The organism is Methylocystis sp. JAN1, assembly GCF_052186135.1.
Taxonomy (GTDB): Bacteria; Pseudomonadota; Alphaproteobacteria; order Rhizobiales; family Beijerinckiaceae; genus Methylocystis.
Map to the genome: position 1 here is coordinate 2,647,713 of NZ_CP181499.1, position 25,600 is coordinate 2,673,312.

Below are 25,600 nucleotides of genomic sequence, written 5' to 3' on the forward strand. Positions count from 1 at the left end.
CGCGAGGGGCGTCGCCGCTACTTTGTCAACAGTCTGAGCCCGGCCTTTCGGCCGGGCTTCTCGGTTTGAGACGTCAAGCCTCGGTCAGTACTTCGCGACGACCGGAGCCGGAGCGCCCCAGTTGAAGTGATAGTTCAGGCCCGCGCGGACGATGTTGCCGTTGAAGCGCGTCGTCGTCGTCGGGAAAGCGCTGCTGAAGATCGTGCCGTTGGTCTGGATATTGACCAGAGCGCCCTGCGTGGTGACGCTGCCGAGGTCGTAATAGAGGTATTCGACCTTCGCCGACCAGTTCGGCCAGAACATCCACTCGACGCCGCCGCCGGCCGTCCAGCCGACGCGCGTGTCGGAGAAGGCGGAGCCGCTGAAATACGGATTCGGGATGCCCGGGTCGTTCAGGACCTGCTGCGAAATTCCCGAGTTGAGGGTCACGCCGCCATAGGCGAGGCCGCCGGTGCCGTAGATAAGCAGGGTGGGCGTCGCGAGCCAGCCCAGGCGGCCGCGAACCGTGCCGATGTAGTCGATCGAACGGTTGACCGACGCCGCCTGAAGAATCGGGAAGCCCGGGAAGTTCGGATTGATGCCCTGAGACAGGAAGCTGGCCGTGCTGTTGGAAGCCGCAATGCCCTGGATGTCGGCCTCGATGCCCACAACGAAGTTGTTGTAGAACTGATAGTTGTAGCCGATCTGGCCGCCGCCGATGAAGCCGCCGCTATTGCCGGCGGACGCCGAGAAGGTCGCCAGCGCCGCGCTGGTGAGGCCGTAGTTCGGAGCCAGGACGCAGCCGCCGCCGCCGCTCGTGCACGGACCGCCGAAAGAGGCGACGTTGATCGTGTTGCTATTCGCCCAGGTGCCGCCGGCGTTCAGACCGACATAGAAGCCCGTCCACAGCGGCGGCGGGGGCGGCGGGGGAAGGATCGGCGGGCCCTTGCGGGAGGGAAGGTCCGCCGCGACGGCGGAGCCGACGGTCACCGCCAGGGCGGCGACCGAAAGAGCGATTTTCTTCATTCCAGCCTCATAAAAATTTTCATCGGAGACGCGCCCAAGCTCACGCGCCCAATGCTGTTGCCAAGCCCGTCTGGAGAATGATTCTTTCTCCCGGAGCCAAGTGAGACTGCAGCAGCGGGAGACCTGCACAGTCAACGACTTCCAGCTCTGTCGCGATGACGGACGCCAGTTTCGTCCGAGCTGTTGCGCGGAAGACACGATCCCCGCGCGCAAAATGCGAAAAAACCGGGCGCCGCCGACAAAGCGGGAAATCGCGCGGCCCTTCGCTTGCCAAGTCACGGTCGCTTTGGCATATGTCGCCCATCCGCACGGCCCGTTGGGCCGCGTGAACGGAGACGTGGCCGAGAGGCTGAAGGCGACGGTTTGCTAAATCGTTATAGGGGAAACCCTATCGTGGGTTCGAATCCCACCGTCTCCGCCATACTTCTAGCAAAATCAGTGACTTACAGCTAGAAATCTGCCGTTTCATATCGCCTGCCATAACGAAAATTTTTCGTATGGAGGATGATATGAGCATTCGTGAACTGAACCGCCGCGCGATTGTCGCCGGCCTTGCCGCTTCGCCGGTTGGAGGGCTTCCTGCAGCCCTCGCCGCCGCGTCCGCGCCATCTTGCCCGACGCTGGCAGCCGCGCGTGAATTTCAGCGCCTCAAGCAAATCGAGACTGCCGCCTATGCGAAGTACGACGAAATCTTCGAGGCCTTGCAGGCGGTGCGAAAGGAGATCGGGGCTGTCGAAATCAAGGGCGAGCTGGTCTACGGAGTCTGGCGTCTAAACGCCATCCGCGACTATCCCGGCTTGCCTGAGGCTGAATATGAAGCGGTGCGAGCGCTGCTCGAACCGCTCCAGACCGCGCACGACAAAGCATACGATCAAAGCGGATATGAAGAGGCGGACGCAATAGCGACGGAGGCGCAAGAGGAAGCGTATCAAGCGCTCATAGCGGCTTTTGAGACATCCCCGACATCGCGCGCCGGAGCACTTGATCTCTTACGAATAGCAGCCGAACAAATCGACGAGGCCTATGAGCGCGGACTCTCCAGCGATCTCGAGGAGCGGTTTGGACCTGCCATGCGCGAGGCGATCGCGGTGCTCGAGACGGCCGCCAAGGGAGGCGCGTCATGACGCCCTCTACCTCACGTCCGTCTTTGCCGGCCCTGATCTTGCTCCTGTGGCGGTTGAAGGCCGCGCGCTTCCTGCTTTGGCTGGCGCGCGTCACTGACCGTTACCGCGGCCCTCACATGCGAGTCGCGCGCCGGCTGATTGAGGCAATCGAGCGGGTCGTCTATCGGAACCCAAGTTGACGGTCCAGCATCCTTACGCCTGACAATGAGACGCCCCGACCGTGGATGTAACGGCGGGGCGTTTTTTTTGAGCTAGGTCGTGCCAAGCAGCAAAATTATGCCGCGTCCTTGGCCTTTCGCGTCGATTCCAAAATCCGCGAGACGCCCACATGATCCAAGTCGATCATCATCAGGTAGGCGCGGACGCCAGTTGCCGCTCCGCCAGGTATGAGCGGCTTGAGCGGCGATTTCGCTTCGGCACTCATCGCCCAGGACGCGAAGACGGCGCAAAACACAGACGTACGCATGAAAAAAACCCTTAAAGTCGCTTGTCTTGCATTAAACCGACGCCAGTCATTCGTCTTTTTGTCGGTTCTTATACGCAGCCATGCCGCCCTTCTTGCCAGCTTTAGCCGCGAGCGCATGGTCTTTGGAAAACGAGCGGTTCGCAGGACTGACCGATTGACCGCCTTTTTTGCCGGCCTTCGCGGCCAATCCCGGGTCCTGAGAAAAGCTGCGCCGCTCGGCCGGCACGCTCTGGCCGCCCTTGCTGGCGATCTCGCGCCGCTTCTCCAGCGACATGGAGGCGAACCCCCGCTTGCTCTTCCTGGATTCGCCCATGATCCGCTGCCCCGGTCAGACTCCGCAAGTAGAGCTAAGGCGCGGTTCATGATGCAAGCAAGCGTAGCTATTGGCTGGCGGCGGCCGTGCGCTCTATCAACGCCGGATCGTCGTCACCCGTGCCAGAGCGGTTCACGCGCGCCGAGACAATCCATTCCTGAAGCGCGTCCTCGGGTGGAGAGCACAACAGGTCGCCGGGCCGCTCGCCGGCTAACCAGGCGCCGGCGTCGCTCCAATCGAGAATGACCGGCATGCGATCATGATAGGCACTCATCCAGGCGTTGGCCGGCCCCACGATGATCGTCGCCGAGTCGACGGGCTCTTGCGTCTCAGGATCGCGCCAGCGCTCCCACAGGCCCGCGAAGGCGAGCGGGCGGCCGTCGTGGGCCGAGAAGTAGTGCGGCGTCTTCGCGCCGGGCTTGCCTGTCCACTCATAGAAGCCAGACGCCGGGATGATGCAGCGACGGGATTTGAACGCCGAGCGGAACATCGGCTTTTCGGCGACCGTCTCGGCGCGGGCGTTGAATGTCGCCGGAAGCTCTTTGAGGGGCTTCTTCCACCATAACGGGACAAGCCCCCAGCGCACGGGGACGAGTTCGCGGCCGGCGTCGCCGATCCTGAGCACGTCAATCTGCGTTGTCGGCGCGATGTTGTAGCGGGCGCGCAGATTGCGCGCTGGACCGATCACGCTCAGGAAGGCGTAGACCTCGGCCCATGTATAGGCTTGCGTGAACCGTCCGCACATCGCTCCTCTCCTGCGGGCGCGAGTCAGTCCGAAGGCTCGCCACTTTCTCTCGCCAGCTTCCGCATATGATAGCCGACTTCGCCGGCGGTCGCGCCGGCGCCGGCCTCGTGGAAATAGTCCCGGTTGCCGGTCAACAGCGTGGCGGTCGCGCTTATGGCGGCCAAGACCATCGCGAGCGCCTGGGCGGTCGCCCCTTGGGCTGCGACTGTCGGGAGAGCCCGTAGCAACTCGTCCCTGCACGTCCGAAGGTCGCCGAGCAGGAGCCACGGGCTCTCGATGACGTCCGGTCGGTTTGACCTCTCCGGTGCGCACACGGCCTCGCCAAACTCCGAATCCATCTCCCACAGCTCGCTGTCGAGGCAGCGCAGATACACGCACAGCGCGTCGATCGCGGCGACGATCATGGCGAGGGAGCGGTCTACGGGGCCGAACCGGGGAACCTCCGTCGACGCGATCAGGACTTGTCGTCGGCATGCGAGCACCGCATCAAAGACGCCGCGCGCCGCCGTCGGCTGTAGGCGTTGGGGTCGCTTCCGATATGGCATGTTCTATTTGTGTTCCTCGTGAAACCCCAGAGTCAAGCGGGCCTCAGCCGTGGCTGGACCACAAAAAACCGTCGAGGAATACATCATCGCCTCTGTCCGATGCCGGGCGACGTCAAACGAGCGCGGCCGATTGATGATCGCCGAGGATACGGTCGCATGGCTGGGCGAGGACGAAAAAGGCAACCCGAAAAACACGATCTACAAAGAGGACGCCAAGCGCTTCAAGAGCGAGTTAGGGGCGCGAGTGTGGGCGGATAAATCCGACGGACAGCCGTGGTGGTTTTCTTTCAAGCCGGGGACGTTGCGGATCTATCAAGTGACAAAAACCGTGATGGTTCGGGAGGTCGAGATTTAGCCGACTTCTCTGGCTATCGCGATCGAAACCTCACGATTTAGCGAAAGAAAATGGGGGCGTTCGGTCAATAGCGCCGCCGCGGGGATTTCTGCTCATCCCCCCGTCCGTCTAATGGAATGCGCGCCGCTGCTGCTTCGCGCGGCTCGGCGGGGCTTCGGCAACGAATTGCTTGGCGTGTTCTGCCAGGCGGTGACGAGCGCGCTCCTCCTCGGCCGGTGCGGACTCGATCACTTCGTCGGCAAACTCCTCGGCCATCTCGTCGTCCATGCCAGAGGCTTTGCAGCGGGCGATTAGGTCGTCGCGGTCACTGTTCGTCGTCATTTCGGCGGCCCTTCGTCAAAGCGTCGATTCTGATTTCCAGCGCGGCGACGCGTTCCTGCCAGGTCTGCCGCTCGCGCCGGAACATTTCGCCGATCGCCCGCTCGAGCGCGTCCTGGCGCTTGTCCGCCGCTCCCACTGTTCGCTGGCGCTCTTCCTTGATTATGTCGATGAACAGCCTGTGAATGACCTCCTTAGTGTAGAAGTCGCTCAAGTCGTCCTTCGTAGCATAGCTGGCGACGGGCGCCGCTGCCGGCTTTGGCGCGAGTTGCGGCGATTTCGAGCGACTGCGCTCTAATTGTGCTTCCCACTGTCGATGACGCTCGGCCTCCCGGCGGCCCCGTTCCCACTCGGCCCAGCGCCTTTCGGATTCGTAATCGGGCTGATACGGCTCCATGGCATCGACGCTCGCAATCAGCTCCATCGCCCTTTTGTGGACACGCGCCGAACGCTCGGCGCGTTCAGCGTCGGTCATGTCGGTCGTCAGATCCACGACACGCCCTCCATGCAAGAAACCAGGCCGCCACGAGCGCAGAAGGCAAGCTCGACAATCAGGCGGATGCCGATGGTTCCAGTCTGCCAAAGCGAGCGAACAGGGTCTGCGGTCGTCGGGCCGGTGCCAGACACGATTTCCAGCGGCGTGTCGCTCATGTGAACGGCGCCGTGTTCCGAGGCCAAAATATCGAAGCCGGCAAACGATGAGCAGAACGCGGCGAGGTCAACCGCGACCAAAACACCTTGCGGCAATGCTTTAGACGGCCAGATAGGGGTCGAGAGGTTCGGGAGCTTCGTCGAAATGATCGCATGTTCGACCGGATGGCAGATAATCGCGGCCGCGCCGCTCCCGCCCTTGGCGCCGAGGTCCGCGAGGAGCGCTGCAACATCGTCGCTCGGGTTTCCATACGATGCGACGGGCGTCAGCCCGTAGCGCAGCCCCGCATGTTTCGTATCGTCGCCGGCGTCGGCGGAAAAAATCGCCGCATCGAGCGTCGCAGCCGCTTTCTCGCGCGTGAGCGCGTCAAAGGCGGCAAGCCCGCCTGGCGCAGACGCCAGCTCTCTCGAGATGACAAACATCCCGGCGCATTTCTTCGTTGGGCCAAGCTCATCTGCCACAAGGCTGGCCTCCCAAACCGGAATCGGCGCGCCTTCGGCAACCCAACTGGCGGCCGTCGGCGCGGCGTCAGAGCGTGGGAAGCGCACGACGGACCGGGCGCCCAACTGAATCTTTGTTCCGGCCGAAATCAGCTTCGCGCCAGCGGATTCCAGGTTCGAGAAAAAGCCCTGGGTCGCGTCCTGCAAGACGGCGGAATGGTCGCCCAGAGATCCGACGGTCACATCGGCCTTCGCCACCGAGCCGAACGCGTAAGGGTCGAAAATCACGTTCGCCAGCGGGTCCGCCTTTTCGAGCCGCGCGGCTGCGTCGTATTGCTGAGCCGAGCGCAAGACGGACAACCACCCCGCCCGCGTGAGTGACTTCGCCGGGTCGCGGCGTCTGGCGCCCAAGAGTTGGTTCAACGTTTCCCTGCTCAATTTGCTGCGTCCTTCCGATCATGTGTCGGACGCAAGATGGCAGGTTTCATTCGGCGATGGCGTTACGCGTCACCAAGATAGCTTTTGCAAAGTCGCGCGAGCATTCGGCTTAGTGCTTCCTCCACCCGTCGCGGATCATCGGTGGCGGTGGCATCGAGATGGCCAAGAGCCACCAGGAGGCATTCGAGGGCGGCTTCGTCGGCTTCCGCGCGGTATATGCGGCGGCCTTCTTTCCGTCGCGAGCGGAGGCGCCGCATTCGGGTGGCACTCTTCATGACGCTTCTACCCCGTAGGGGTAGGCCGCAACTTTCGAGTTTGAATTTGCTTTCGGTGCAAATGGAGGTGGCGCATCAGGTCGATAGGGGACCGCTCGTAGCTTTCGTCCCTCCCCCCCGGCCACGAGTGCCACCGAATGACACTTATGACACGTTCCCAGATTATCGGCGTATCGCGCGCGCGCGTGCGTAACGGGTATTTCCGAATTAGGTGTCATAAGTGTCATTGGTCAGCCTCACCGATGACGTGGAGGCCGTAAAATCCGCGCCCGTGTGGCTTCCTGTGTTGGTGAAACCCGCGCGTCTCCAGCTTCTCGATGAAACCTTTCATCGAGCCTGCTGGTTCTCCGGCTGAACAAGCCCAGGCGTTCCATGAAGCGAAAAGCGCTGCCCTGCTTGCCCAAGCTTTTGGGTCACGCTCGCACTTGTCATCAATCCACGCGGCGATCGCGTCTTCGGCTTCGAGGTAAGCGGCGGTTGCTTCGCGGACGGCCTGCGGCTGCTGGAGGCCCACCCGCTGCCATTCCAGACAGCCTTCGATCATCCACGCGAGGATGGCTGGCCATTCAGCTCTAAACTTCTCGGCGAGCTCCGGGTCGCATTGCTCGGCCGGGATGGTGACGGCGAACGGGATAAGGTGGAAGCGCCGACGGATAGCCTCGTCAACGGAACGCAAGCTCGGCTTATGGTTGCCGGCGATGACGAGCTTGAACTGCGGGCGATATTCGAAGAAGTCCTGGCGCATGAAGCGAGCGGAGACGGTATCGCCGCCCGTTAGTTGCTTGATCCTGCTCTCGGCCCAACGGCGCCCTTCCTCGGTCTCTGACGCGGTGACGAGGCGCGCGCCGCGCAAGCCTGCGAGATCTGTCGGGTGACGGTCGGAATTGCTTGCCGTAAATGTCTCGAGGCTCGCCGTCTTGTGATAGGCGCCGAGAATATCCGCTGCGGTTTTGAGCAGGACCGACTTGCCATTGCGGCCGGTCCCGTATCCGAAGAACAACGCGTGCTCGCGGGTGTCGCCCGTGAGGGCATAGCCCAATACACGGCGAAGATAGGCGACAAGCTCAGCGTCGCCGGCCGTGATCTCGCCAAGGAAGGCAAGGAAACGATGACAGCTTGCGGCCGGGTTGGGCGCAACCGCCGTGATCTTCGTCAGATAGTCGTCAGGCTGCGCCGGCCGGGTCGAGCCGGTCCGCAGATCAACCACGCCGCCGGGTGTGTTCAAGATCCACGGGTCGGCGTCCCACTGGTTGATCGTCGCCGCGATGCGGCGATCAGCCTTGGCGAGCTTCTCGATGGCCGCGACGGTTTTTGCGCTTGCGATGACGCTGGCGATCTTGGGCTTGTTGCAGTCCGCCGCGGCTTCCCGGCAGATGGCGCGTGCCATATCGAAAGCGCGAAGCGTGTCGTCAAAAGCCCAATACGTGCCCGTCCAGAAGAGCCACTTTCCCCAGGCCGCGACGTAGCGCAGTTCATCGGCGTGACGATCGGCGAAGCGCAGGGCAAGGGCGTCGTCTGAGAACGCAGGCGGCCGCGGGTCGTCTATGACGCTGTTCGGAAGCTCGCGTGATATGGCGCGAGGCTGATCCTCTTCGAGGTATTCGGAAATGGGCGCGCTTCTCATTCGCGTCCCTCGATCTTCTGCAATTCGTTGTAGGATCGCGCGATCTCGCGCCACACGAGCCGGATTTCATCCGAGTGAATTGCCACGAGCACATCGGATCCGCGCCAGAGCGCTTCCCGAAGGGATACGGCCAAGCTTGCGAGGTCGTCCGCGAGCTCGACGGCGTGCGCGCGGATCAGAGGCGCCGAGACGATGGCGCCGCGATCCTGTGAGATAGGAGGCAATGCCATCAGCGGCCCTCCCGCATCAGGCCGGCGAGGCCGATCAGCGCCGCCTCTGCCCGGTCGCAATCGCATTTGCGCGCGAAGAGCGCGGCCTGCGACGGCCAGCGGGTGATCGCGACGCTGCGCGCCGAGTCCTTGTTTTCCCGGCCGGGGGCAATGCCGCTCGCGCGCTTCCACACCGGCGGCGCGATCATCTCGACGGGAATGCCGGCGGCGGCGAGCACGCCCTCGATGATTCCCCGCGAGCGACCAAAGCCGAAGGCGCCAGTAGTGCCGTCGGTCGGGCGAGGCCCGATCAGCTCGCAGACAGCGCGATCGGCGTGCGTCGCATAGACGATGCTGGCGAGGAGCGCCGGATTAACGGCGCGGCGGCCTTTCGCGCCGTCGAGCAGCGTCGGCATATCGTGGATGGCCTCGAGGCCGCCGGTTTCGTTCAGGATAGCAATGGCGCCGTCGAGCCCGGGGTCGATTCCGAGGAGGATCATCAGCGGCCCTCCTTAAAATATTGGTCGAAGCCCTCGCGAGCTATGCGGCTTGCGGCCCATTCAATTTCGTCTCCGGGCGTCTCGTCTCCCCATTCGACCGCATCGAGAAGGACATCGAGCGCACGACGCTCGCGCGTCTCACGTGCGGCAGAAATCCATTTGATAAATTCGTCGGTTGTCGGCCGCGGACGGGCGGACCGGGTGGCCGTCCGCAGTTCATCCGCGGTTGTCCAGCCGACGAAGAACAGCCGATAGGTGAGCCCCGCCGGCAAGAGGGACATAACTTCGCGGTTGTCGTTTGCTGACGTCATCGCATGACCTCCCCAAGGGCGACGGTCGCGAGAAAAACCGCGAGGTCGGGGGAGACTGCGTAGCGGCGCGCGATCCAAGCGGCGCGGAGTTCTTGCAGGGAAGCTACGGGGGATTTATGCTCAGGAACATTCGCCGCCACAGCGATGCATTCCAGAGCCCGGCCAGCCGCCCGCTGCGCCGGGTTCAGTTTTTCGGAGGCCATCCTTATGCGGCCTCCTTCACAGCGCGCTCTGCGATGCGCGCCTCGATCCAGGCGACGACTTCGGCCCGCACGAATGCGACGCGTCGATCGCCGAGCGGGACAGCCTTGGGAAAGAGACCCTTGTCGCGCCAGCGGTTAATCGCCGTGCGGCTTAAGCTCGTGAGTTGGCAAACCTGATTCAGGGAGACGAGGACAGGTGCGTCTTTCATTGCCGCTCCTATGTTTGAGCGGCAAGGACAGGATGGCCGCTCGTGTTGAACGGCCCCCTTAATAATCACATTTTTGAGGGTGAAAAATAGCGCGGCGATTTAGCCTGGAAGTTTATTTTTTGGTTTAAGCCCGCGTTTCTTTGCTGGTCTTCCCAATTCAGCAAGGTCTGATGGGCGAACTCGATTTTCGAGCACCTCGATATAGTAGCTGGTCGACATCCAGGCGAATTCTAGCGCCGCTTCATGGTCGCCGTTGTCTAGAGCCTCAAGGCCCAACTTTGCGGCTCGGCGCACCATCTTCCAGGACAGCCGTCCAGTCTTCCAATCATCCAGGACGCGCCGCTCTTCCGCCTTGTCGCCAACCCAGTAGCCACCCCCGGAGAGATTCTCGGCGCTGGCGGTCTTTTCAAGCAAGTTCGTCAATCGGCTGCGGATTAGATCGTCATTCAAGCGCGCCTCCGATCTTCGGCTGCGTCTTCCTCTGCATTTCCGCCCGAGCAATAGGCCGCCCAAGCGTCCATCAACTCCCGCCGCTTCTCCAGCGCGTCGCCGCGTCGATAGGCGCGCTCTACGGCGTCGCCGACGGCATGGGCAAGCGCGGCCTCGGCCACCTCGCGCGGGAACGCCGTGCGGTCCCCTGCCCAGTCGCGGAATGACGAGCGCAGCCCGTGAAGGGTCGCCGTCTTGTCAGGAGACGCAAGCCGCAGCGCCTTGGTCATGGCTGTCTCGCTGATCGACTGGCCCTCGACGGCGCCCCCGAAAACGAGCTTGCTGGTCGCCCGCTGCCGCATGGCCTCCACAATCGCCAGCGCGCGGTCACAGAGCGGCACGACATGCGCCCTCCCCGCCTTCATGCGCTCCGCCGGAACGGACCATGTCCGGGCTTGTGGGTCGATTTCGTCGAAGGTCGCGCCGCGCGCCTCGCCGGAGCGGGCCGCCGTCAGCGCCAGAAACTCGACCGCCCGCGCCCCGACGCCGTTCGCCGCACGCAAGCTCGCCATCATCTCGGGAACGGCGCCATAGGCGAGCGCCGCATGATGGCCCCGCGCGAGCTTCCGGCGCGCCGGCATAACCTTGTCCAGTAGCCCCTTCCATCGGGCCGGGTTGCCGGCGGTCCGCCATTCGTGGGCGATGGCGTAGTCGATGACGGCCTGAATGCGGGACCGCAGCCTGTCGGCCGTCTCGGGCCGCTCCGCCCAATGCGGCAGAAGGCAGTCCTTCACGTCCCCCAGGACAATCTCGGCGACGGGCAGATCGTGCAGGGGCTTCGCATATTCCCGCAGCGTCATTTCCCATTGCGCGCGATGCTTGTCGTTGCGCCATTCGCTCGCCTTCGCCGCGAGTAGCTCGTCCATGCAATGTCGGAAGGTGATGACGCGCGGCGGCCGGCGGTCGGCTGTCGGATCGACGCCGCGCGCCAATTTGTCGCGGATGATCTCGGCCTTCTCCCTGGCGAGCGCGAGCGAAACCGGGGCCGTTCCGCTCCCATATCCGCCAAGGCCAAGTTCGTTGCGGGACGTTCCCCGGCGATAGATGAAGATCCACTGCTTCGATCCGCCCTTGCGGACGCGCAGAAAAAGGCCGTCGCCATCGGAATAGATTCCGGGCTTGGTGAGGCGTCTGAGGTTGGACTCCGAAAGCTTATGGCGCGGCAATTTTTACGCCCGTTGTCATAACATCCGTATTGACCATATCGACTTTTGTAGTAACGTCAACGATGTGGTTGGCGATATGGGCAGTAAAAACGGCGGAAGAGCGGTCACCGTCTCCGCCAGTCCGGCGTGGAGCGCTCGTCATGGACGATCTTGGCAACAATAATTTCCTCGTGAACGCGGTGATCGGCTTCGCGCTCACGCTGCTCGTATCCTTCGCTTACGTCTGGTTCGGCGGCTGATCACCCGATCGCCAGATAGGCGCTGAAGGCCGCGACGCACAACACGACGCCGGACAGAAGGACGAGCGTCGCATGAGTTTTTTGCGGCCGATGCGCCACCTCGTCTTCCAGAAGCCGCGCCGTGTGCAGGAAGCGAATCGTTGCGACGGCGATCAAAAGGACGCCCGCGCCGACGAGAGCCATCCCGCCATAGCGTCCGGTCGGGCTCGAAAGCCGGTGAAAACCCGGTAGCGTCGTCGTGGCCGCGCCCGCCTCCGTCGCCATGGCCAGCAGGAAAAGATTGAAGCGCTCGATCACGAAACCCAGCGCGATGATCGCCACGCCAGTGCGAATCCAGGCGAGAAACGTGCGCTCGTTCGCAGCCAGATTGGCGTAATCCCTGATCATCGGCGCTTCACCTTCCGCGTAGAGCGCGTTACGAAAGCGGGAATCGGCTTTCGCGTGAAACGCGATCTAACCCTTAAAATCGATCGCGTCGCCCGCGTTAAGGCGATTGCGCCCAAACGCAGCGCGATTTAGGCGTTTAGGCCGTCATTGCCGCCACGCCGGCGAATGCCTATAACATGGGAGGCGCGGCGAAGCCGCAGCGCCAGAGGCCACAACAAATCTCCGCGAGACGAAATGCCCTGGAGCGATCAAGGCGGCCCACGAAATCAGAACAACAATCCGTGGGGGCAGCCGGGCGGCCCTTGGGGCCAGGGACCAGGCGGCGGCGCGCAACCGCCCGACCTCGAAGAGCTTTTGCGGCGCAGCCAGGAAGGGCTGAAGCAGTTTCTGCCGTCGGGCTTCGGCGGCGGCGGACTCGCGATTCTCGTCCTCCTCACCCTGCTCGCCTGGCTTCTGTCGGGCTTTTACACGGTCGGGCCGAACGAGATCGGCCTCAACCTGATCTTCGGCAAATATCGCGGCAAGACGCAGGCCGGCCTGAATTACAACCTCCCTGCCCCGGTCGGCTCGGTCGTCAAGCTCGCGGTCACGGACCGCAACGTCACCGACGTCGGCTTCCGGGAAGAGGCGGCGCCGGTCGAAGGTCGCCGCCGCAATGCGCAGGCCGTCCGTCTCGGCCCCGACGCGCCGGAAGAGAGCCTGATGCTGACAGGCGACGAGAACATTGCGGATGTGAAATTCCGCGTCATCTGGCAGATCGATCCGTCGAAGCCCGAAGATTACGCCTTCAACGTCGCCAATCCGCACACAACCGTGAAGGCCGTGGCCGAAAGCGCCATGCGCGAGATCGTCGGCGAGTCGCAGATCCAGAAAATTCTCACCGCCGACCGCAAGGTGATCGAGCCCGCCTGTCAGGCGCTCATGCAGAAGGTGCTGGACGAATACAGGAGCGGCGTCCTCGTCCTGCAAGTGCTGCTTCTCTCCGTCGATCCGCCGCAGCAGGTGATCGCCGCCTTCCGCGACGTGACCGCCGCCCAGCAGGATTTGCAGCGCCTGGGCAACGAGGCCGAAGCCTACGCCAATCGCGTTGTGCCGGAAGCGCGCGGCGCGGCGGCCGAAATCCTCCAGAAAGCCGAGGCCTATCGCGAGCAGACGGTCGCCGAGGCGCGCGGCCAGGCGGCGCGTTTCGAGAAGATTTACGAGCAGTACAAAAACGCGCCCGCCCTGACCCGCCAGCGCCTCTATATCGAGACCATGGAGCGCGTGCTCGGCGGCGCGGAGAAGGTCATCCTCGACGATCCTTCGAAGGGCGGCGCCTCCGTCGCGCCCTTCGTGCCCCTGCCCTCCTTTGCGCCCTTTCAGGGAGGACAGAAGTGAAGAACAGCCTCCTTTTCGCACTCGCCCTTCTCGCGATGATCGGCGTCGCCGTCGCGGGCGGCGCGCTCTTCACCGTCGAGCAGACGGAACAGGCGCTCGTGCTGCGGTTTGGCGAGCCGGTGGCGGGGCGCGGCCTCATCACCGAGCCCGGTCTGCATTTCAAGATTCCCGTGATCGAGAACGTCGTTACTTTCGATAACCGAATTCTCGACGTGGAAAGCCCGAATCTCGAAGTGCTCGCCGCGGACAACCAGCGCCTTGAGGTGGACAGCTTTATCCGCTACCGCATCATCGACGCGCTGAAGTTCTATCAGTCGGTCAATAGCGTGCAGGGCGCCAACAACCAGCTCGGCTCCGTCCTGAACTCGGCTGTGCGCCGCGTGCTGTCGGAAGCCAATCAGCGGCAGATCGTGCGTGACGAGCGCGCCGAGCTGATGGCGAAGATCAAAAAGCAGGCCGATATGGAAGCCCGCAGGTTCGGCGTCGAGGTGGTCGACGCCCGCATCCGCCGCGTCGACCTGCCCCAGCAGATTTCCGAGAAGGTCTATGGGCGCATGCAGACCGAGCGTCAGCGCGAGGCGGCGGAATATCGCGCCCAGGGCGCCGAGCAGGCGCAGAAGATCACGGCCAAGGCCGATCGCGACGTGATCGTGCTGAAGGCGGAGGCGCAGCAGAAAGCCGACCAGATCAAGGGCGAGGGCGACGCGGAGCGCAACCGCATTTTCGCCGAAGCTTTCGGCAAGGATCCCGATTTCTTCGCCTTTTATCGCTCGATGCAGGCCTACGAAGCCGCCTTCAAGCCGGGCGAGACGCGTTTTCTCGTCAGTCCGCGTTCGGAGTTTTTCCGTTTCTTCTCGGCGCCGGAGGGCGTGGTTGCGCGGCAGAACGCGGCTGAAACCCCGGCGGGGTCGTCGCAAAAACGTCAATAGCGAAAGCGGGGCGGCAGCGCGCGCTGCGGCTACGGTCGCGTATTTACAATGGAATCAAAAGACTGGCGCAGATTCTGCTTTTCTGCGAATCTGCGCCGAATTCTTGTCCGCAGGAGACAGCACGCATGATATCCGCATTTCGCCGCGCTGCGCTGGCGCTCGCGACGGCCACTTCTCTGTGGATCGCCGGCCCCGCTTCGGCAAAGGGCCCCGATTCGCTCGCCGATCTTGCGGCGCAGGTTTCGGACGCCGTCGTGAACATTTCCGCCACCCAGACCATAGAGGCGAAGCGCGGAAAGGGCGGCGGCGACATGCCGGGCATGCCGCCGGGAATGGGCCCGGGCGCGCCCTTCGACGATCTGTTCGAGGAATTTTTCCGTCGCCGCCAGGGCCAGGGCATGCCCGACTTGCCGCGGCAGCGCAAATCGTCGTCTCTGGGCTCCGGCTTCGTGGTGGACGCCTCGGGCGTCGTCATCACCAACAACCACGTCATCGCCGACGCGAATGAAGTGACGGTGATTTTCAACGACGGCCAGAAGCTGAAAGCCGAGATCATCGGCAAGGACCAGAAGGTCGACGTGGCGGTGCTGCGCGTGAAGCCCGAGAAGCCGCTGAAGGCGGTGAAGTTCGGCGACAGCGACAAGGCGCGCGTCGGCGACTGGGTGCTTGCGGTCGGCAATCCGTTCGGCCTCGGCGGCTCGGTCACCGCCGGCATCGTGTCGGCCCGCAATCGCAACATCGATAGCGGCCCCTACGACAATTACATTCAGACGGACGCGTCGATCAACAAGGGCAATTCCGGCGGCCCGCTGTTCAACATGGACGGCGAAGTGATCGGCATCAACACCGCGATTCTCTCGCCCTCCGGCGGCTCGGTCGGCATCGGCTTCGCGACGCCCGCGAACACTGTGACGCCGGTGATCGAGCAACTCCAGCAATATGGCGAAACGCGCCGCGGCTGGCTCGGCGTGCGCATCCAGAATGTCGACGACGCCATCGCCGAGACGCTCAATCTCGGCTCGGTGCGCGGCGCGCTGGTCGCTGGCGTGGACGACAAGGGCCCGTCGAAGCCGGCGGGGGTCAAGGCCGGCGACGTCATCGTGAAGTTCGACGGCAAGCCGATCAAGGAATCGCGCGACCTGCCGAAGCTCGTCGCGGCGACGCCGGTCGGCAAGGACGTCGAGCTCGTGATCATGCGCGGCGGCAAGGAAGAGACCAAGAAGGTAAAGCTGGGCCGCCTTGAAGACGGCGAAAAGGTCGCCTCGAAGGACGCGGGCGACAAGGAAAAGCCGGAATCGAGCGGCCCTGCTTCGCAGAGCGCGCTGGGCATGGAGCTTTCGCGGCTGACCGACGACCTGCGCGCGCGCTTCCAGATCAAGGACACGGTGAAGAACGGCGTGCTGATCACCTCGGTCGACCCGTCCTCCAACGCGGCCGAGAAGCGGTTGCAGGCGGGCGAGATTCTGCTCGAGGTCAATCAGGAGCCGGTAAGCGATCCCACCGACGCCGTGAAGAAGATCAAGGCGCTGAAGGACGCGGGCAAGAAGACCGCCCTGCTGATCGTGGCCAACGGCGCCGGCGACGCGCATTTCGTGGCGCTGCCGGTGGAATGAAGGCGCGACGCCCTCCCGTCGCGCTCTGGTTGGGAAAGGTCGACAATGACGCCACGCATCATTCCCACCCTCTGGTATGCGGAGAAGGCGGAGGAAGCCGCCGCCTTCTACGCCTCTCTCCTCCCCAAATCTCATGTGGACAGCGTCAGGGCGCTCCCCGCCGACAGCCCGAGCGGGCCGGCGGGTTCGGTCAAGATCGTCGAGTTCACCCTGCTCGGCCAGCCCTTCATGGCCTTCAACGCGGGGCCGTTCGAGCCTTTCAATCACGCCGTCTCCTTCCAGATCGAATGTGACGACCAGGCTGAGATCGACCGCCTATGGGATGCGCTCGGAGACGGCGGAATATACGAACCCTGCGGCTGGCTGAAGGATCGCTACGGGCTTTCCTGGCAGATCGCGCCCAAAGCGCTCGGCGAGATGATGAAGGACGCCGACCCTGCGCGGGCGAAGCGCGTCGCCGAGGCGATGCTGACGATGAAGAAGCTCGACCTCGCGGCGCTGCAACGCGCTTACGACGGCGCCTGACTCCTCACGCGACAAAGTCCTTGCGCGAATATCCCTGCGCGTAAAGCAGCGCCGTCAAATCCGCGTAGTCGACCCGCGCATGGGCCGCTTCCGCCACTTTCGGCTTGGCGCGATAGGCGACGCCGAGCCCCGCTTCGCGCAGCATATCGAGATCATTGGCGCCGTCGCCGATGGCGAGCGTCGCGTCGCGCGCCAGTCCGAGGCGCCCGCGCAAACCCGCGAGCGCGGCGCGCTTGCCTTCCCTTCCCTGCACCGGATCGAGCACGACGCCGGTCAAGGCGCCGCCGACAATTTCCAGCCGGTTGGCGAAGGCCTCGTGGAAGCCGATGCGCGCGGCGACCGGCTCGGTGAAGGGCGTGAAGCCGCCGGTGACGAGCGCCGTATGCGCGCCATGCGCGCGCATGGTCTGCACCAGCGCGCGGGCGCCGGGCGTGAGCGTGATGCGCGTCACCAGCGTCTCGATCTGGTCGAGCGTCACGCCCGCAAGCAACGCGACCCGTTCGCGCAGCGCCGTCTCGAAATTCAGCTCGCCCGCCATGGCGCGTTCGGTAATGACGGAAATGCGGTCGCGAATGCCGATGAGCCCTGCGAGCTCGTCGATGCATTCCTGCTCGATCATGGTCGAGTCCATGTCGGCGACGAGCAGCTTCTTGCGCCGGCCCGCGACGGGCTGGACGATCACGTCGATCGGTTCATTTCTCAGCGCGGCCTGAAGGCGCGCCCGCGACGCATCGAGTGCGTCGCTTTCAAAAAACGCATCGCACGCAAGGTCATGCGCAAGCCAATCCAGCGCGAACACAGCAATGCCTGCGTTCGGCAATGCGCAGCGGACCGCCGCTTCGCTCAGCGACGCGCCCTGCCCTGCGACAAAGGTCGCGACGCTCTTCATATCGCAACTCTATCCAGAGCGACCTTGTCCTGAGACGGGGCAAACGGGCGAAGGCGGGGCATGAGCCCATCCCTCCCCTCTACGCGGAGGGCGGCCCCGCGGAGCGGGGTCGGGTGGGGTACAGCTCCATCAAGGTCATGCGGCGCGAACCCCACCCGGCGGTCTTCGACCGCCGACCTCCCCGTAAAGGGGAGGTATTGGGCGGCCAACGTCCAGGATTGTTGTTCACCCGATTGCCCGGCATCCTGAGGCGCGACCGCAGCGCGCGTCTCGAAGGACGAGAGAGCGTCAACCCGCATCGACGCCTTTCCTCGTCCTTCGAGACGCGCGCCAAGGGGCGCGCTCGTCAGGATGAAGAAAGGCTTTTTGGCCCTTGCAAGGATCGCCTTTGACATCTCGATCATTTACGCCGCAATAGCGCCATGTCCCACAGCGTCCTGCCCGCGCGCGCCATTCTCATCGCAGGTCCGACCGCCTCGGGCAAGTCCGCCCTGGCGATGCAGCTGGCAAGGCGCATTGGCGGCGCGGTGATCAACGCCGACTCGATGCAGGTTTACCGCGACCTGCGCATCATCACGGCGCGGCCCACGCCCGAGGAAGAAGCGGAAGTCCCGCATCTTCTCTTCGGCCATGTCGACGCCAGCGTGAACTACTCCGTCGGCCGTTATCTCGCAGACTTGGCGCAGACGCTGAAAGAACTCGACGCGCGCGGCGTCACGCCCGTGCTCGCCGGCGGAACAAGCATGTATTTCAAGGCGGCGCTTTACGGACTCTCCGACATCCCGGCCGTGCCGGCGGAGGTGCGCGCGCAAGTGCGCGAGGCGGCCGGAGGAAAGACGCCGCAGGAGCTTCACGCCGAGCTTGCGGCGCGTGATCCGGAAACCGCCGCGCGGCTGCGCCCGACCGATCCGCAACGCATCTTGCGCGCTTTGGAAGTCTTCGCCGCGACGGGCAAGCCGCTTGCGTCCTTCCAGGGACCGCGCGGCGCGCCGCTCCTCGACGCCGCACAATGCCCGGCCTTCTTTCTGGCGCCGGAACGCGAGACGCTCTATGCGCGCATCGACGCGCGCTTCGACAGGATGATGGAAATGGGCGCGCTCGACGAAATCGCTCGTTTACGCGAGAGGAAGCTCGACCCCGCGCTCCCCGCCATGCGCGCGCATGGCGCGCCCGGCCTGATCGCCTATCTCGACGGACGCGCGACGCTCGACAAGGCGATCATGCGCGGCAAGCTCGACACGCGCCATTACGCCAAGCGCCAATTCACTTTCGCAAGGCATCAATTGCCTCACTTCGCATGGCTGTCCGGCGCGGAGACAGGCGCGGCAGTGGAAGCCGCGTGCTGCGCCCTGGGATGCTGCTCGACAAGAATCTGAAACAGCGACAGGCCGAACTCCATCGCGATGAGCACGATGATGATCCATTCGAGCCGCACCGAGCGATCCGCGTCGATCAGATCGGTGAGCGCGCGCGCGGTTTCGCCGAGGACGTCGATCTTGGCGTTGAGCGTTCGACCGCGCGCCTCCAGCTCATATTCGTCTTCGAGGCGCGCATAGAGACGCTCGAGGTCGGGCCGGTCCCACAGCACATCGGGCTTGTCCTCGACCGCGACGCGGCCCGAGACGCGGTGACGCACGAGCAGCGTCTGGCCGATGAGCTCCAGCATCGCCTTGCGCCTCCATGGCGGACGGCCCTTGCTGGCGAGTTCCGCCGCGAAAGGCTCGATCGTGTCGAAGACGGCGTTCACGCGCCGCTCGTCGCGGGCGAGGGCCACGCTCTTCGCCAAGGCGTCGGCGATCACGAGCAGTCGGGCCTCGGAGAGGTCCTTCACCGCGAGGCGGCCGTTGGGCAACGCCTTCTCCTCGCCGTCATGCATCGTCTCGATGACGAGCGTCTCGTCGTCGCCGCGCGACGCGCCGGCGACCCGCGCGCCGATCTTGGTGACGATCTCGTCCTCTTCGAGCGGCGACAGGCCGAAGAGCACCGCGACTCCGAAGCGGTAGAGAACGGCGAAGCCAGCCTGCCCCACGTGAAATGCGAGCGGCGACGTCGATACGAGGTCGGCGCGCTCGAGTCCGACAGTGTCGATGCGCTCCCCAAGCAACAGGGCGCGCGCCGTGACGGCGTGGGCGACGGCGGGCGTCGGTCTGAATTCGATATCGGTCATTTCAGCCTGCTGTAAGCCGCATTGTGGACCACTTCGCGGCGGCGCCAAAATGGCCTTCATGCATGCCTTGCATGACGGCTGTAAAAACGCTAGCTAGCGCAGCAATCCGCGCGAGGCCCCCAAGAGAACCCACATGACATACGTCGTCACGGAAAACTGCATCAAGTGCAAGTATATGGACTGCGTGGAGGTTTGTCCGGTGGACTGCTTCTACGAAGGCGAGAACATGCTCGTCATCCACCCGGACGAATGTATCGATTGCGGCGTTTGCGAACCCGAATGCCCCGCCGAAGCGATCAAGCCCGACACCGAGGAAGGGCTGGAGAAGTGGCTGCAGCTCAACTCGGAGATGGCGCAGAACTGGCCGAACATCACCATCAAGCGCGAGCCGCCGGCGGACGCGAAGGAATGGGACGGCAAGCCCGGCAAGTTTGAGGCCTATTTCTCGGCCGAACCCGGCCAGGGCGATTAATCGAGATCGGCGCCTAATGATAAGGCGCCGAATCGAATCAGCTTAATGCACAGGCGCGGCGTCTGGCCCAACAAATAGTTTCCACATCCTTAATCGCGCGAAATACGTATTATTCTCTTGAACTTGGCGATGAGCTCGCAACCTTCAGGCTTGATCGAAGCCGAGGGTTATCTTTGATTTTTGCGCTACGACATGATATAGAGTCCGACAGAGGATCGCCGCCCCTTTGGCGACCGGATGAATCCCTAAGTTTGCCTCGCAGCAAGAGAAAGCGCGCGCTTGACCGTTGTGTCCAAAGCCCGACTACGTCGCCGCCGCTCTAGCTAAGGTGTCAGATCGATAAGCTTGCCGTCGCGTGGCTCCGCCCGGGACAGCAGGGGATCTGCAATTTCGCCCCGTCTCCACAGCGGGGCGCAGAAGGAGTGTCCCGCGTATGCCGTCCGCCAAGAAAAACGAGAAGAAGAAGGGGGCCGGCGTCACATCAACGTCGCCGCGCGCCCGGGGGGCGGCGTCGAAGAACGCTTCCCAATCGGCTCGGTCTCGCGCGACGGCCGCCGCTTCGATCCAATCCGGCAAATCCGCGGCCGGCAAGACCCCCGCTAAAACGAACGTCGCCAAGACGAAGGCCGACAAGACGAAGGCCGACAAGACGCCGGCCAGAAGCAAGACGGCCTCCAGCGCGAAATCGCCGGCGAGGGCCGCCGTGAAGGGGCCGGCCAAGACAGCCGCGAAAGCCGCGAAGACCGCTGCCAAGACCAGCAGCGCCAAGACCATGACGCACGCCAAGACCATGACGCACGCCAAGACCGTGACGCACGCCAAGACGGCCGCCGCGAAATCGAGCGCGAAGGCGACGGCCCGCGCGGCCGCGCCGGCGTCTCCGCGCGCGGCGGCGGTCAAGAATTCCGCGACGCGCGGCGGTGCGAGCAAAACGTCCGGTTCGAAGTCGGCCGAATCCAGGACGGCCGTCGTGAAGCCGGCGGCAAAGTCGGCCGTTTCCAGACCCGCCGTAAAGGCTGCGGCTCCCGCGACGAAGACGCCCGACAAAGCTGCCGCCAAGGCCGTGAAAAATGCGGTCGTCTCCGTCAAGGCCACCGCCCCCGACGCGAAGAAGCCTGCCGCGGCTGCGGTCCCGAAGCCTGCCACGGCCAAGCCCGTGAGCGCCAGCGCGCCGGAAGCCGCGAAGCCTGCGAAGGTCGTGAAGACGCCCGAGGCGACCAAAGCTCCCGAGCCGGCGAAGGCCGGGGCTCCAACCATCTCCAAGATCGTCGCGGCGGCTGCGCCGGCGGCGACCGTCGCTGCGCCCCGGGCGGCGCAGGACGCTGCTCCCGCTTCCCCCGCTCCGGCAGCCGCGCGCGCGGCCGTCGTGGCGGCTGGTAAGACCTCCTCAACCACGACAGCCGGCGAAGACAAAAAATTGGCAAAAAGAAACGAGCCCCCCGCTACGACGGCGACGCCCGTCGCCGCCGAGAAGACTGCGATCGAGACCAAGGCTGTGGCGAAGCCCACGCCCACGCCCGCCAAGGCGAAACCTGTGGCGCCGAAACACGGCTTCAAGCTCAACGAGTTCATCGTATATCCGGCGCATGGCGTCGGCCAGATCGTCGGCGTGGAGACTCAGGAAGTCGCGGGATTCAGTCTCGAGCTCTTCGTGGTGAGCTTCATCAAGGACAAGATGATCCTCAAGGTTCCGACGAGCAAGGTCGGCAATGTCGGCATGCGCAAGCTCGCCGAGGGCAACGTCGTCGACAAGGCGCTCACCACGCTGAGCGGCCGCGCGCGCATCAAGCGCACAATGTGGTCGCGCCGCGCCCAGGAATATGAGGCGAAGATCAACTCGGGCGACCTCGTCACCATCGCCGAGGTCGTGCGCGATCTTTACCGTTCCGACACGCAGCCGGAGCAGTCCTACTCGGAGCGCCAGCTCTATGAGGCCGCGCTCGATCGCATGGCGCGCGAAGTCGCGGCGGTCCGGAAGCTGATCGACTCCGAGGCGCTGAAGCTGATCGAGTCGTTCCTGCAAAAGGGACCGCGCCGTGGTCAGAAGTCGGACCCCGATGTTGCGGACGACGCCGACGACGAGGACGTCGAGCGCGCCGCGTAAAGACATGCGCTCCGTATAAAAAGCAAAAAAGAGCCCTCCGCTCGTCGAGCGGAGGGCTCTTTGATTCGTCGCCATTCAAGCCATCGGCGGCGCGGCCTCGTCCGGCACGTCGTCGTCCTTCAGCTTCGAGAGCGCGCGGCGCAGCTTGGTGAGCGCGCGGCTCTCGATCTGACGGACGCGTTCCTTCGATATGCCCAGCTTGTCGCCGAGCGTCTCCAGCGTCACGAGGTTCTCCGTCAGCCGCCGCTCTTGCACGATGCGCAACTCGCGCTCGGAAAGAATCGCCAGCGCATCCCTCAGCCAGCGCGCGCGGCGATCCGAATCGAGATTCTGCTCGACCACCTCGTCGGGCAGCGGCGCGTCGTCGACCAGAAAGTCCATGCGCTGCGCCGAACCCGCGGATTCATCGTCGACGAGCTGGGCGTTGAGCGACACGTCCGAGCCGGAGAGCCGCGAATCCATCATTTCCACGTCGGCGCGCGATACGCCCAGCGTCTCGGCGATCCTCTGATAGGCGTCGCCCGTGCTGAACGCTTCCGGCTCGCGCGCCAACCGCGCCCGAAGCCGGCGCAAATTGAAGAACAGCGCTTTTTGCGTGGAGCTGGTGCCGCCGCGGACGATCGACCAGTTGCGCAGCACATAGTCCTGAATCGAGGCGCGGATCCACCAGGTGGCGTAGGTCGAGAAGCGAACGTCGCGCTCCGGCGCAAATCGGGCCGCCGCCTCCAGCAGACCGACATGGCCTTCCTGCACGAGGTCCGCGATCGGCAGCCCGTAGTGACGGAACTTGGCCGATATGGCGATCACCAGCCGCATATGGGCCGCCGTCAGTTTATGAAGGGCGAGCCGGTCTCCATGGTCGCGCCAGGCGATCGCGAGCTCCTTTTCCTCTTCTCTCTCCAGAAAAGGCGCGTCGGCCGCCGCCTTCATCAACTCTCTGCCGAGACCGGGAAGATACGCCATGGCCAAATCTCCATAGCGCGCTATCTCTTTTTTTGTGACGAAGCGAGATATCCGCGCGTTTTGAACAACTCTAAGCGTTCAACCCGCGGGCCGCCCTCATGTTCCCGGCCGCGCCTGCCCTACTCCGTTACGATTTTGTAACGCTCCCCCGCCACGACCTGTTCGCCTTCATCCAAGCCGTTGAGAAGACGGAAATATTCGAGCGGTCGATTGGGCGTCGTCATATGCGCGGCGAGGCTCTCCGCCGTGTCTCCCGGAGCGGCGGAGATTACAGAAATTTTAAGTCCGTGCGCCTCGCGCGCCTCCTCCGGCGTGAGGCGGTGGAAGGTCATGATGGATTCCATGAACTCCCTCTCGGTCTGCTCCGTGAGCGCCTTGGCCGCGAAGATCAGGCGATAGAGATAGTCCCCCGACTGGATGACGGCGAGGCGGAAGTTCCATTCCCCCGCGCGCGCCACCGCCGCCACGGCCGGAAGGCCGTTGACGTCGAGCTTCTTCACCGAGGACGGCAGCAGGCCGTCCACCCAGCCCGAGCCGACATAGGCCTCCAGGCTCTCGAATTGCGGATTGCGCACCGTATCGAGCCGCAGCGCCTCATTGTCCGCCTGACGGACGCCAAAAACGGCCTCGCTCGAATTTTCAAGCAGGAAGCCCTCCGGGGCCGTGAAGGCGAAGCGCAGGCGCGGATGCGTGAACTTGCGGTCGCGGACATAGCCTTCCATCGGGTCGTCGCCGAAAGCGACCCCGTTGATGGCCGCGAGATAGCCGGCGCGGTCGCGCTGCCCGATGCCCGGCGCGCTGATCTGGCGGGCGACCGCCACGGCGCGGGCGACGCGCTCAGGCGTGGAAGGATGCGTCGACATGATGTCGAAGCTCATGGAATCCTTGCGCTTGCCATAGAGCGCGGCGCGCAGCTCCGAAGAGCGGCCGAGCGCCGTCAGGAAGCGCGCGGCCCCATAGGGGTCGTAGCCGGCCCTTGCAATGACCTTCACGCCGGTCTCGTCGGCGTCCAGCTCCTGCTGGCGCGAAAAGCTCGCGACCGATAGACGCTGCTTGGAGCGCTCCTCCTCGCCCTTCTGGCGGCTCTGAATCACGGTCGCGGCCTGCGAGATCACCGCCGCCTCGCGCTCCTTTTCCGCCCGGAGCGCGCTGTGGCGCAGCGTGACATGGGCGATTTCATGCGCCATGACCGCGGCCGCCTCGGAGGCGTCGCCGGCGAGCGCCAGAAGGCCGCGCGTGACGTAGAGATTGCCGGAAGGCAGCGCGAAGGCGTTGACCACGGGGGTGTTGAGGATCGTGACCTTGTAGGCCGTCTGGCCGGGGGTGTCGCTCGACTGGGCGAGCTTGACGAGAATGGCGTCGAGATAGCGCTCGGCGCTGGGCGCCTGATATTCGCCGCCGAACTGCGCCAGCAATTCCTTGTGCTGGACGGAACTGCGGTTTTCGGACCTGGGCGGCGGGGGCTTGCTCGGCGAGGGCGGCGAGGGAACCGGCGCGAAGAGCTGCCCCTGGCGCTCGAGTTCGGCGCAATCGGCAAGGAAAAAGGCGCAGGCGACCGCGAGCGCGCGGCCGGCGGTCTTAGGGCTGATTCTCAAGGATCTCGATCTCGGCTGGCGCTGAGATTTCCATGCGCGGTCCCAAACCTGTCTCAATCAGTCCTCGCACGCGCGCCCGCCGCCCGATCAGCGCCCGGGGTTCGATTCCCGACGCCCGAAACATAGCCAAATTGCGACGCAAAATCACGACCGCGAAATCTTCGGCGCGCTTTTGGCCAAAATTCAGGTAGATGGCCCCACGGCTTTCGCCGACGCTCGAAATCTTGCCCTCCGCCACCGCCATCCCCTTGCGCTGCAGCAAGCCGGCGCCGTCGGCGGCGTCGGCCGGACGCAAGCGGGGATCGGCCCAAAGCCCCCGGCCCGCATCCCGCGCCGGCGCCTCCGCGGCGAGATAATCGCGCGCGCAGGCCGCGGCCGGCGCGTCGGGCCGGAATCGCGCGAGACCTTCTTCCAGCGCGGCGCCTCCCACCGAGACGAGCGGCGCCTCGGGCCCATCTCCCTGCGTCGCGAAGACCCGCGCCGGGATACGCCCCCAGCGGTCGAAACCGGCGGCGAGCTCGGCGAGAAAGACGTCCTTCCCCGCGAGCCAGCCCGAGAGACGCTTGCGGGCGGCGGCGCGAAGATCGGGAGCGCCTTTGTCGGATGACGGCGGAAATTCGAGCCCGGAGAGAACCGCCCGGCGCCCGTCGTCCAAAAGGAGGTCGAAATCGTCGTCGACCGCCGCGACCGTGGCGGGGACCGTGTTCTCCAGCGAGCAGGCGCCCGTTTCGGCGGCGGCGGCGAGGGAACGGGCGGACGTCGAAAGGACAAGAGCAAGAGCGAGCGCGAGGCAGGTTCCTTCCCTCTTCCGCATGCGGGAGAAGGAAGCGGCGCGAAATCGCCCTGGCCCCGGGAGCAAACGTCCCGAAGCGATTTTCCAACGCCTTGGAAGGAATTCAGCCGTCAATCGTCGCGTTCCGGGAGTCAACCGCCGCAGTTTCGCTTATGGCGCA

General features: G+C 64.4%; 29 protein-coding genes and 1 tRNA gene. 10 read left to right on the forward strand and 20 right to left on the reverse strand.

All coding sequences use genetic code 11. The annotated features are described in order from the left end of the window. Window positions 1-84 precede the first annotated feature (84 nt). A complete protein-coding gene (locus tag ACNHKD_RS12675) occupies window positions 85-1,005 on the reverse strand; it encodes an outer membrane protein (RefSeq protein WP_442753845.1) in 921 nt (306 codons plus the stop codon). A gap of 331 nt (window positions 1,006-1,336) precedes the next feature. Between ACNHKD_RS12675 and ACNHKD_RS12680 the strand changes: the two genes are divergently transcribed. Both ACNHKD_RS12680 and ACNHKD_RS12685 read left to right on the forward strand, forming a co-directional pair. Beyond that, window positions 1,337-1,426 (forward strand) — tRNA-Ser (locus ACNHKD_RS12680). 76 nt (window positions 1,427-1,502) lie between these two features. Next, window positions 1,503-2,129 carry a hypothetical protein gene (locus ACNHKD_RS12685; RefSeq protein ID WP_442753846.1) on the forward strand — a complete coding sequence of 209 codons (627 nt, stop codon included), beginning with the start codon at window positions 1,503-1,505 and terminating at the stop codon, window positions 2,127-2,129. A gap of 512 nt (window positions 2,130-2,641) precedes the next feature. On the opposite strand, the gene ACNHKD_RS12690 is transcribed toward ACNHKD_RS12685, so the two are convergent. The 3 genes from ACNHKD_RS12690 to ACNHKD_RS12700 form a co-directional block, all read right to left on the reverse strand. Continuing rightward, complete coding sequence (locus ACNHKD_RS12690; protein WP_442753847.1) at window positions 2,642-2,869, reverse strand: general stress protein; 228 nt, start codon at window positions 2,867-2,869, stop codon at window positions 2,642-2,644. 106 nt (window positions 2,870-2,975) lie between these two features. Further along, a complete protein-coding gene (locus ACNHKD_RS12695; protein WP_442753848.1) occupies window positions 2,976-3,653 on the reverse strand; it encodes an SOS response-associated peptidase in 678 nt (225 codons plus the stop codon). 23 nt (window positions 3,654-3,676) lie between these two features. Continuing rightward, complete coding sequence (locus ACNHKD_RS12700; protein ID WP_442753849.1) at window positions 3,677-4,198, reverse strand: hypothetical protein; 522 nt, start codon at window positions 4,196-4,198, stop codon at window positions 3,677-3,679. A 49-nt stretch (window positions 4,199-4,247) separates the two neighbouring features. On the opposite strand from ACNHKD_RS12700, the gene ACNHKD_RS12705 reads away from it, so the two are divergent. After that, on the forward strand, window positions 4,248-4,553 hold the full coding sequence (locus ACNHKD_RS12705) for a hypothetical protein (protein ID WP_442753850.1): 306 nt from the start codon (window positions 4,248-4,250) through the stop codon (window positions 4,551-4,553). Between the two features lie 108 nt (window positions 4,554-4,661). On the opposite strand, the gene ACNHKD_RS12710 is transcribed toward ACNHKD_RS12705, so the two are convergent. The 11 genes from ACNHKD_RS12710 to ACNHKD_RS12760 all read right to left on the reverse strand — a co-directional run bounded on the left by ACNHKD_RS12710 (window position 4,662) and on the right by ACNHKD_RS12760 (window position 12,013). Then, window positions 4,662-4,820 carry a hypothetical protein gene (locus ACNHKD_RS12710; protein WP_442753851.1) on the reverse strand — a complete coding sequence of 53 codons (159 nt, stop codon included), beginning with the start codon at window positions 4,818-4,820 and terminating at the stop codon, window positions 4,662-4,664. Window positions 4,821-4,857: 37 nt separating this feature from the next. Continuing rightward, window positions 4,858-5,364 carry a hypothetical protein gene (locus ACNHKD_RS12715; protein ID WP_442753852.1) on the reverse strand — a complete coding sequence of 169 codons (507 nt, stop codon included), beginning with the start codon at window positions 5,362-5,364 and terminating at the stop codon, window positions 4,858-4,860. Continuing rightward, window positions 5,355-6,323: a hypothetical protein gene (locus ACNHKD_RS12720; RefSeq protein WP_442753853.1), complete on the reverse strand. Its 969-nt coding sequence runs from the start codon at window positions 6,321-6,323 to the stop codon at window positions 5,355-5,357. The genes ACNHKD_RS12715 and ACNHKD_RS12720 overlap by 10 nt, the downstream gene beginning before the upstream one ends. Window positions 6,324-6,899: 576 nt before the next feature. Beyond that, complete coding sequence (locus tag ACNHKD_RS12725) at window positions 6,900-8,300, reverse strand: phage/plasmid primase, P4 family (protein ID WP_442753854.1); 1,401 nt, start codon at window positions 8,298-8,300, stop codon at window positions 6,900-6,902. Next, window positions 8,297-8,530, reverse strand: coding sequence for a hypothetical protein (locus ACNHKD_RS12730; RefSeq protein WP_442753855.1), 234 nt, complete (start codon window positions 8,528-8,530; stop codon window positions 8,297-8,299). The genes ACNHKD_RS12725 and ACNHKD_RS12730 overlap by 4 nt, the downstream gene beginning before the upstream one ends. Next, window positions 8,530-9,009 (reverse strand): hypothetical protein, encoded by a 480-nt coding sequence (locus tag ACNHKD_RS12735; RefSeq protein ID WP_442753856.1) that lies wholly within the window; start codon window positions 9,007-9,009, stop codon window positions 8,530-8,532. Before ACNHKD_RS12735 ends, ACNHKD_RS12730 begins: the two co-directional genes overlap by 1 nt. Continuing rightward, window positions 9,009-9,281, reverse strand: a complete 273-nt coding sequence (locus tag ACNHKD_RS12740; protein ID WP_442753857.1) for a hypothetical protein — start codon at window positions 9,279-9,281, stop codon at window positions 9,009-9,011. The genes ACNHKD_RS12735 and ACNHKD_RS12740 overlap by 1 nt, the downstream gene beginning before the upstream one ends. A 244-nt stretch (window positions 9,282-9,525) precedes the next feature. Further along, window positions 9,526-9,732 (reverse strand): helix-turn-helix transcriptional regulator, encoded by a 207-nt coding sequence (locus ACNHKD_RS12745; protein WP_442753858.1) that lies wholly within the window; start codon window positions 9,730-9,732, stop codon window positions 9,526-9,528. A 99-nt stretch (window positions 9,733-9,831) separates the two neighbouring features. Next, a complete protein-coding gene (locus ACNHKD_RS12750; RefSeq protein ID WP_442753859.1) occupies window positions 9,832-10,182 on the reverse strand; it encodes a hypothetical protein in 351 nt (116 codons plus the stop codon). Continuing rightward, complete coding sequence (locus ACNHKD_RS12755; RefSeq protein WP_442753860.1) at window positions 10,179-11,387, reverse strand: tyrosine-type recombinase/integrase; 1,209 nt, start codon at window positions 11,385-11,387, stop codon at window positions 10,179-10,181. Before ACNHKD_RS12755 ends, ACNHKD_RS12750 begins: the two co-directional genes overlap by 4 nt. Before the next feature lie 239 nt (window positions 11,388-11,626). Next, window positions 11,627-12,013 carry a YidH family protein gene (locus ACNHKD_RS12760; RefSeq protein ID WP_442753861.1) on the reverse strand — a complete coding sequence of 129 codons (387 nt, stop codon included), beginning with the start codon at window positions 12,011-12,013 and terminating at the stop codon, window positions 11,627-11,629. A gap of 234 nt (window positions 12,014-12,247) precedes the next feature. Between ACNHKD_RS12760 and hflK the strand changes: the two genes are divergently transcribed. The 4 genes from hflK to ACNHKD_RS12780 all read left to right on the forward strand — a co-directional run bounded on the left by hflK (window position 12,248) and on the right by ACNHKD_RS12780 (window position 16,457). After that, window positions 12,248-13,390 carry an FtsH protease activity modulator HflK gene (gene hflK, locus ACNHKD_RS12765; protein WP_442753862.1) on the forward strand — a complete coding sequence of 381 codons (1,143 nt, stop codon included), beginning with the start codon at window positions 12,248-12,250 and terminating at the stop codon, window positions 13,388-13,390. Further along, a complete protein-coding gene (hflC, locus tag ACNHKD_RS12770) occupies window positions 13,387-14,319 on the forward strand; it encodes a protease modulator HflC (protein WP_442753863.1) in 933 nt (310 codons plus the stop codon). The genes hflK and hflC overlap by 4 nt, the downstream gene beginning before the upstream one ends. A 125-nt stretch (window positions 14,320-14,444) precedes the next feature. Then, window positions 14,445-15,932: a Do family serine endopeptidase gene (locus ACNHKD_RS12775; protein ID WP_442753864.1), complete on the forward strand. Its 1,488-nt coding sequence runs from the start codon at window positions 14,445-14,447 to the stop codon at window positions 15,930-15,932. 45 nt (window positions 15,933-15,977) lie between these two features. After that, complete coding sequence (locus ACNHKD_RS12780) at window positions 15,978-16,457, forward strand: VOC family protein (RefSeq protein WP_442753865.1); 480 nt, start codon at window positions 15,978-15,980, stop codon at window positions 16,455-16,457. A 4-nt stretch (window positions 16,458-16,461) separates the two neighbouring features. Here ACNHKD_RS12780 and serB read toward each other — a convergent pair whose 3' ends face one another. Then, window positions 16,462-17,346 (reverse strand): phosphoserine phosphatase SerB, encoded by an 885-nt coding sequence (serB, locus tag ACNHKD_RS12785; RefSeq protein WP_442753866.1) that lies wholly within the window; start codon window positions 17,344-17,346, stop codon window positions 16,462-16,464. A 422-nt stretch (window positions 17,347-17,768) separates the two neighbouring features. Between serB and miaA the strand changes: the two genes are divergently transcribed. Beyond that, the gene (gene miaA / locus ACNHKD_RS12790; RefSeq protein ID WP_442753867.1) at window positions 17,769-18,722 is read left to right on the forward strand and encodes a tRNA (adenosine(37)-N6)-dimethylallyltransferase MiaA; all 954 of its coding nucleotides are present in this window, start codon (window positions 17,769-17,771) and stop codon (window positions 18,720-18,722) included. Here miaA and ACNHKD_RS12795 read toward each other — a convergent pair. Further along, window positions 18,635-19,513, reverse strand: a complete 879-nt coding sequence (locus ACNHKD_RS12795) for an RMD1 family protein (RefSeq protein WP_442753868.1) — start codon at window positions 19,511-19,513, stop codon at window positions 18,635-18,637. The genes miaA and ACNHKD_RS12795 overlap by 88 nt on opposite strands. A gap of 133 nt (window positions 19,514-19,646) precedes the next feature. Here ACNHKD_RS12795 and fdxA point away from each other — a divergent pair, with 133 nt between their 5' ends. Next, on the forward strand, window positions 19,647-19,985 hold the full coding sequence (gene fdxA, locus ACNHKD_RS12800) for a ferredoxin FdxA (RefSeq protein ID WP_442753869.1): 339 nt from the start codon (window positions 19,647-19,649) through the stop codon (window positions 19,983-19,985). A 433-nt stretch (window positions 19,986-20,418) separates the two neighbouring features. Then, the gene (locus ACNHKD_RS12805) at window positions 20,419-22,089 is read left to right on the forward strand and encodes a CarD family transcriptional regulator (RefSeq protein WP_442753870.1); all 1,671 of its coding nucleotides are present in this window, start codon (window positions 20,419-20,421) and stop codon (window positions 22,087-22,089) included. Between the two features lie 75 nt (window positions 22,090-22,164). On the opposite strand, the gene ACNHKD_RS12810 is transcribed toward ACNHKD_RS12805, so the two are convergent. The 3 genes from ACNHKD_RS12810 to ACNHKD_RS12820 all read right to left on the reverse strand — a co-directional run bounded on the left by ACNHKD_RS12810 (window position 22,165) and on the right by ACNHKD_RS12820 (window position 25,461). Beyond that, window positions 22,165-23,052 (reverse strand): RNA polymerase factor sigma-32, encoded by an 888-nt coding sequence (locus ACNHKD_RS12810; RefSeq protein ID WP_442753871.1) that lies wholly within the window; start codon window positions 23,050-23,052, stop codon window positions 22,165-22,167. Window positions 23,053-23,171: 119 nt separating this feature from the next. Beyond that, the gene (locus tag ACNHKD_RS12815) at window positions 23,172-24,647 is read right to left on the reverse strand and encodes a M48 family metalloprotease (protein ID WP_442753872.1); all 1,476 of its coding nucleotides are present in this window, start codon (window positions 24,645-24,647) and stop codon (window positions 23,172-23,174) included. Further along, entirely contained in the window at window positions 24,631-25,461 is an 831-nt protein-coding gene (locus tag ACNHKD_RS12820; protein WP_442753873.1) for a thermonuclease family protein, read from the reverse strand. Before ACNHKD_RS12820 ends, ACNHKD_RS12815 begins: the two co-directional genes overlap by 17 nt. Window positions 25,462-25,600: the final 139 nt, after the last annotated feature.

Bases quoted from the DNA above. Each gene is read 5' to 3' on its own strand.
- hflK (WP_442753862.1), top strand. From the start codon at position 12,248: ATGCCCTGGAGCGATCAAGGCGGCCCACGAAATCAGAACAACAATCCG.
- ACNHKD_RS12725 (WP_442753854.1), bottom strand. From the start codon at position 8,300: ATGAGAAGCGCGCCCATTTCCGAATACCTCGAAGAGGATCAGCCTCGC.
- ACNHKD_RS12700 (WP_442753849.1), bottom strand. From the start codon at position 4,198: ATGCCATATCGGAAGCGACCCCAACGCCTACAGCCGACGGCGGCGCGC.
- ACNHKD_RS12690 (WP_442753847.1), bottom strand. From the start codon at position 2,869: ATGTCGCTGGAGAAGCGGCGCGAGATCGCCAGCAAGGGCGGCCAGAGC.
- serB (WP_442753866.1), bottom strand. From the start codon at position 17,346: ATGAAGAGCGTCGCGACCTTTGTCGCAGGGCAGGGCGCGTCGCTGAGC.
- ACNHKD_RS12675 (WP_442753845.1), bottom strand. From the start codon at position 1,005: ATGAAGAAAATCGCTCTTTCGGTCGCCGCCCTGGCGGTGACCGTCGGC.
- fdxA (WP_442753869.1), top strand. From the start codon at position 19,647: ATGACATACGTCGTCACGGAAAACTGCATCAAGTGCAAGTATATGGAC.
- ACNHKD_RS12810 (WP_442753871.1), bottom strand. From the start codon at position 23,052: ATGGCGTATCTTCCCGGTCTCGGCAGAGAGTTGATGAAGGCGGCGGCC.
- ACNHKD_RS12710 (WP_442753851.1), bottom strand. From the start codon at position 4,820: ATGGACGACGAGATGGCCGAGGAGTTTGCCGACGAAGTGATCGAGTCC.
- ACNHKD_RS12775 (WP_442753864.1), top strand. From the start codon at position 14,445: ATGATATCCGCATTTCGCCGCGCTGCGCTGGCGCTCGCGACGGCCACT.
- ACNHKD_RS12730 (WP_442753855.1), bottom strand. From the start codon at position 8,530: ATGGCATTGCCTCCTATCTCACAGGATCGCGGCGCCATCGTCTCGGCG.
- ACNHKD_RS12745 (WP_442753858.1), bottom strand. From the start codon at position 9,732: ATGAAAGACGCACCTGTCCTCGTCTCCCTGAATCAGGTTTGCCAACTC.
- ACNHKD_RS12820 (WP_442753873.1), bottom strand. From the start codon at position 25,461: ATGCGGAAGAGGGAAGGAACCTGCCTCGCGCTCGCTCTTGCTCTTGTC.
- ACNHKD_RS12695 (WP_442753848.1), bottom strand. From the start codon at position 3,653: ATGTGCGGACGGTTCACGCAAGCCTATACATGGGCCGAGGTCTACGCC.
- ACNHKD_RS12795 (WP_442753868.1), bottom strand. From the start codon at position 19,513: ATGACCGATATCGAATTCAGACCGACGCCCGCCGTCGCCCACGCCGTC.
- ACNHKD_RS12805 (WP_442753870.1), top strand. From the start codon at position 20,419: ATGCCGTCCGCCAAGAAAAACGAGAAGAAGAAGGGGGCCGGCGTCACA.
- ACNHKD_RS12760 (WP_442753861.1), bottom strand. From the start codon at position 12,013: ATGATCAGGGATTACGCCAATCTGGCTGCGAACGAGCGCACGTTTCTC.
- ACNHKD_RS12735 (WP_442753856.1), bottom strand. From the start codon at position 9,009: ATGATCCTCCTCGGAATCGACCCCGGGCTCGACGGCGCCATTGCTATC.
- ACNHKD_RS12685 (WP_442753846.1), top strand. From the start codon at position 1,503: ATGGAGGATGATATGAGCATTCGTGAACTGAACCGCCGCGCGATTGTC.
- miaA (WP_442753867.1), top strand. From the start codon at position 17,769: ATGTCCCACAGCGTCCTGCCCGCGCGCGCCATTCTCATCGCAGGTCCG.
- ACNHKD_RS12780 (WP_442753865.1), top strand. From the start codon at position 15,978: ATGACGCCACGCATCATTCCCACCCTCTGGTATGCGGAGAAGGCGGAG.